This is a genomic window from Mesorhizobium sp. M7D.F.Ca.US.004.03.1.1 (assembly GCF_003998635.1).
Taxonomy (GTDB): Bacteria; Pseudomonadota; Alphaproteobacteria; order Rhizobiales; family Rhizobiaceae; genus Mesorhizobium; species Mesorhizobium loti.
Genome location: NZ_RZQG01000463.1, coordinates 1 through 4,715, shown reverse-complemented (window position 1 = coordinate 4,715; position 4,715 = coordinate 1). Strand labels below are relative to the sequence as shown.

Here is a 4,715-nt window from a genome sequence, read left to right as displayed (position 1 = left end):
GGATACGGTCGCCGCCAAGCCGGTGCTGCACATTCGCTATGACGGCACCGACACGACGCTGCCGGTGAATTTCGAGGCGGACTCGATTTTCCAGGCCAAGCGCGATTTCGAAATCGCCCACAAGGCGCAGTTCGGTTTCGTCTATGACGACAAGCCGATGATCGTCGAGACCGTCGGCGTCGAAGGCACCGACACCGGCGGCACCGGCCGCGACGAAACTGAATCGCAAACCGAAGACCTTGCCGTAAGTTCTTCGCAGACCCGCGAAATCTTCACCGAGGGTGAATGGCGCGCTTCCGGCATCTTCCGCCGCGAGGCGCTGAAGCCGGGAAACAGGGTAGCGGGTCCTGCCTTGATCATCGAGCCGAACCAGACAATTGCCATCGAGCCGGGCTGGCAGGCCGAAATCACCGCCAGGAACCATGTGCTCCTGCGCCGCGTCGAGAAAAAGCGCCGGCAGGCAGCGCTCGGCACCGAGGCCGACCCGGTCATGCTGGAGGTCTTCAACAATTTGTTCATGTCGATCGCCGAGCAGATGGGCGTGACGCTGCAGAACACCGCCTATTCCGTCAACATCAAGGAAAGACTGGATTTCTCCTGCGCCGTCTTCGACCGCACCGGCGCGCTGGTCGCCAACGCGCCGCATATGCCGGTGCATCTGGGCTCCATGGACCGTTCGGTCGAAACCATCATCCGGCTGAATTCCGGCGACATCCACCCCGGCGACGTCTTTGCCCTCAACGCGCCCTACAATGGCGGCACGCATCTGCCCGACATCACCGTGGTGACGCCGGTTTTCGACGATATCAAGCAGCACATCCTCTTCTGGGCCGCCTCGCGCGGCCATCATGCCGATATCGGCGGCACGGCACCCGGCTCGATGACGCCGCTTGCCACCACGGTCGACGAGGAAGGCGTGCTGTTCGACAATTTCCGCATCGTCGATCGTGGAAAATTCCGCGAGAAGGAGCTGGAAACGCTGCTCACCGATCACCGATACCCGGCCCGCAACCCGCACCAGAACATCGCCGACCTCAAGGCGCAGATCGCCGCCAACGAGAAGGGCGTCGCGGAATTGCGTAAGATGGTCACGCATTTCGGCCTTGATGTCGTCGAGGCCTATATGGGCCATGTCCAGGACAATGCCGCCGAAAGCGTGCGCCGCGTGCTGGAGCGGCTGCCCGATAGTTCGCAGTACGAATACCCGACCGACACCGGCCAGGTCATCAAGGTGAAAATCACGGTCGACCGGCAAAAACGCGAGGCGACCGTCGACTTCACCGGCACATCACCGGTCATGAAGAACAATTTCAACGCGCCGGAACCCGTCGCCCGCGCCGCCGTGCTCTATGCCTTCCGCGTCATGGTCGAGGACATGATACCGATGAATGCCGGGTGCCTCAGACCCATCAACATCATCATTCCCGATGGCTGCATGCTGAAACCCGCCTACCCCGCCGCCGTCGTTGCCGGCAATGTCGAGACCTCGCAGCATGTCACCAACGCGCTGTTCGGCGCCATGGGCGCCATGGCCAACGCGCAAGGCACGATGAACAACCTGACCTTCGGCAACAAGATCTACCAGTACTACGAAACGATCTGCTCCGGTTCACCCGCCGGCCAGATGAACTCCGGCCGCGGCTTTGCCGGCACCTCCGGCGTCCACACCCACATGACCAATTCGCGCCTCACCGATCCCGAAGTATTGGAACTGCGCTTTCCCGTAATGCTCGAGGATTTCCACATCCGCGAAGGCTCCGGCGGCAAGGGCAGATGGAGCGCCGGCGACGGCACCAGGCGCACCATCCGCTTCCTCGAAAAGATGGAATGCGCGATCCTGTCCTCGCATCGCAACCGGCCGCCGCAAGGGCTGGATGGCGGCGGTGATGGCGAGGTTGGCTCGACCAAGGTCCGCCGCAAGGACGGCACGATCGACCTGCTGAAAGCCTGCGACCAGACCGTGCTGCAGGCCGGCGATGCCGTCATCCTGACGACACCGACGCCGGGCGGATTTGGAAGGCTGTAAGGAGGCGTCAACAGGCTGTCACCGGCCTGTCATGACCCTGCGCTACCCGCTTGCGGCAAAGCAAATGGGGAATCATCTTGCCATGACGGACGTCTCCGCAGATCTGGTTTTTCGCCGCGGCAAGGAAGTTGGAAAGGCCGTCTACCAGAACCGCCCGCTGTCGAAGGCCGGCATTTCCGAGCGGCTGTTCGCCTTCGTGTTTTCCGGCCTCGTCTATCCACAGATCTGGGAAGACCCCGACGTCGACATGGAGGCGATGCAGCTTGGCCAGGGCCACCGCGTCGTCACCATCGCCTCGGGCGGCTGCAACATCCTGGCCTACCTCACCCGTTCGCCGGCACGGGTCGACGCCGTCGACCTCAACGCCGCGCACATCGCGCTGAACCGCATGAAGCTGGAGGCCGTGCGCCACTTGCCTTCGCAGGGCGATCTGTTCCGCTTCTTCGGCGCCGCCGACACCAGCCACAATTCGGCAGCCTACGACCGTTTCATCGCGCCGCATCTCGATCCGGTCAGCCGCCACTATTGGGAGCGGCGCAACTGGCGGGGTCGCCGGCGCATCGCCGTCTTCGACAGCAATTTCTACCAGACCGGCCTGCTTGGCCTGTTCATCGCCATGGGCCATCGCACGGCAAAGTTCTTCGGCGTCGACCCTGCCGGCATCATGCAGGCTCGCAACGTCGGCGAGCAGCGCCGCTTCTTCTATGAGGAGCTGGCGCCGGTCTTCGACAAGAAGCTGCTGAAATGGGCGACATCGCGCAAGGCTTCGCTGTTCGGCCTCGGCATTCCGCCGGCGCAATACGATTCGCTGATCACCTCCGGTGACGGCACCATGGCCAGTGTGCTGAAAGCCCGGCTGGAAAAGCTTGCTTGCGATTTTCCGTTGGAGAACAACTATTTCGCTTGGCAGGCCTTCGCCCGGCGCTATCCGGATCCCGGCGAGGCCGCCCTGCCCGCCTATCTCGAAAAACAGCATTACGAGACCATCCGCGGCAATGTCGACCGCGTCGCCATCCACCACGCCAATCTGATCGAATTCCTCGCCGGCAAGGACGCCGGCGCGGTCGACCGTTTCGTCCTGCTCGATGCGCAGGACTGGATGACCGATGACCAGCTCAACGCATTGTGGGCGGAAATCACCCGTACGGCGCCCGCCGGCGCCCGCGTCATCTTCCGCACCGCCGCCGAGCCCAGCCTGTTGCCGGGCCGCGTCTCCAGCTCGCTGCTCGACCAGTGGGACTATCAGGACGAGGCTTCACGGGAGTTTTCGGCCCGCGACCGCTCGGCCATCTATGGCGGCTTCCACCTCTATGTGAAGCGCGCGGCATGAGCACCACCGAGCTGCCGGCCAGCCCCGAATTCAAGGCCAGCCATGCCGAACTGATGGACGGCGTCTACCGCTGGCAGCGTCATATCTACGACCTGACCCGCAAATACTACCTGCTCGGCCGCGACCGGCTGATATCAGGGCTCGACGTCCCGGCCGGCGGCACCGTGCTGGAACTCGGCTGCGGCACCGGCCGCAACGTGATCCTGGCCGCGCGTCGCTATCCTGACGCGCGTTATTTCGGCCTCGACATCTCGGCTGAAATGCTGGAGACGGCCGGCGCCGCGATTGCACGCGAAGGCCTGTCCGGCCGCGTCCTGTTGGCTAGGGGTGACGCCACCGACTTTGATGCTAAGGCACTCTTTGGTGTCGAACGCTTCGATCGTGTCTTCGTGTCCTACTCGCTGTCTATGATCCCCGGCTGGGAAAAGACCGTGGCGGCGGCCCTTGCCGCCCTGTCGCCGAGCGGTTCGCTGCACATCGTCGATTTCGGCCAGCAGGAAGGCTTGCCGGGCTGGTTCCGGACCTTGCTGCGCGGCTGGCTGAAAAAGTTCCACGTCGCGCCGCGTGAATCGCTGCGCGAGGTCCTGGAATCGGAATCTCGGCGAACCGGCGCAAGCTTCCGTTTCCGCACGCTTTATCGCGGTTATGCCTGGCTGGCAGTGATCGGCAGGCAAAGGTAAACGGTCATCGAACACCGGTTTTGCCGTCCGCCGCGTGCACGACATCCCACGGCGCCAGCCAGTCTCCCGCCACACGTAACGCGACGTTGGCGTCATCCTCAATGACTTTGCAGACGGTCATTTCCCCGGCGCTGAGACCGTAGCGCTCGCCGGCCAGTTTGAACCGGTCATGGGTCGCACGGGTGAGTTCATTGCGCGTGCCGGTCTCGGTCATCAACTCCTCGATCAGGCCAAGGTCTTTGAGGCAGAGCGCGATCGGAAACGATGGATCGTAGTGGCCGGCGAAGATCGACGGCACATCATGCTGGAGCACAAAACTGTCAGCCGCACCGCCTTTCATGACCCGCCACCAGACCTCCGGTTCCAGTCCTGCCAGCTTGGCGGTCACCATTGCCTCCCCGATGGCAGCGGCATGGATTTTCCAAAGCTGGTTGTTGACCAGCTTTGCCACGTAGCCGTTACCATACGGCCCGACACGCCGCAGTTCGCCCATGGCTTCGATAACCGGCCGCACCGCCTCGACATCGGCATCGGTACCGCCGACGAACATCGGCATGTCGCCGCGGATTGCGGCATCCACCGATCCGGTAACCGGTGCGTCGACCGGACCGCCTCCCTTGGCCTGAAATTCGGCGGCCAAGGCACGCATCAGCTTCGGGCTGCTGGTGGTCATGTCCAC

At 63.3% G+C, this 4,715-nt stretch carries 4 protein-coding genes; 3 read left to right on the top strand and 1 reads right to left on the bottom strand.

Annotated features, from left to right (window positions below):
• The 3 genes from EN935_RS22855 to EN935_RS22845 all read left to right on the top strand — a co-directional run.
• On the top strand, nucleotides 1–2,026 hold a 2,026-nt coding region (locus EN935_RS22855), incomplete at its 5' end, for a hydantoinase B/oxoprolinase family protein (protein WP_206534552.1).
• Nucleotides 2,027–2,057: 31 nt separating this feature from the next.
• Nucleotides 2,058–3,356, top strand: a complete 1,299-nt coding sequence (locus tag EN935_RS22850) for a DUF3419 family protein (RefSeq protein WP_127264598.1) — start codon at nucleotides 2,058–2,060, stop codon at nucleotides 3,354–3,356.
• Nucleotides 3,353–4,036: a class I SAM-dependent methyltransferase gene (locus EN935_RS22845; protein WP_127264597.1), complete on the top strand. Its 684-nt coding sequence runs from the start codon at nucleotides 3,353–3,355 to the stop codon at nucleotides 4,034–4,036. The genes EN935_RS22850 and EN935_RS22845 overlap by 4 nt, the downstream gene beginning before the upstream one ends.
• 4 nt (nucleotides 4,037–4,040) lie before the next feature.
• On the opposite strand, the gene EN935_RS22840 is transcribed toward EN935_RS22845, so the two are convergent.
• On the bottom strand, nucleotides 4,041–4,715 hold a 675-nt coding region (locus EN935_RS22840), incomplete at its 5' end, for an NAD(P)-dependent oxidoreductase (RefSeq protein ID WP_164771273.1).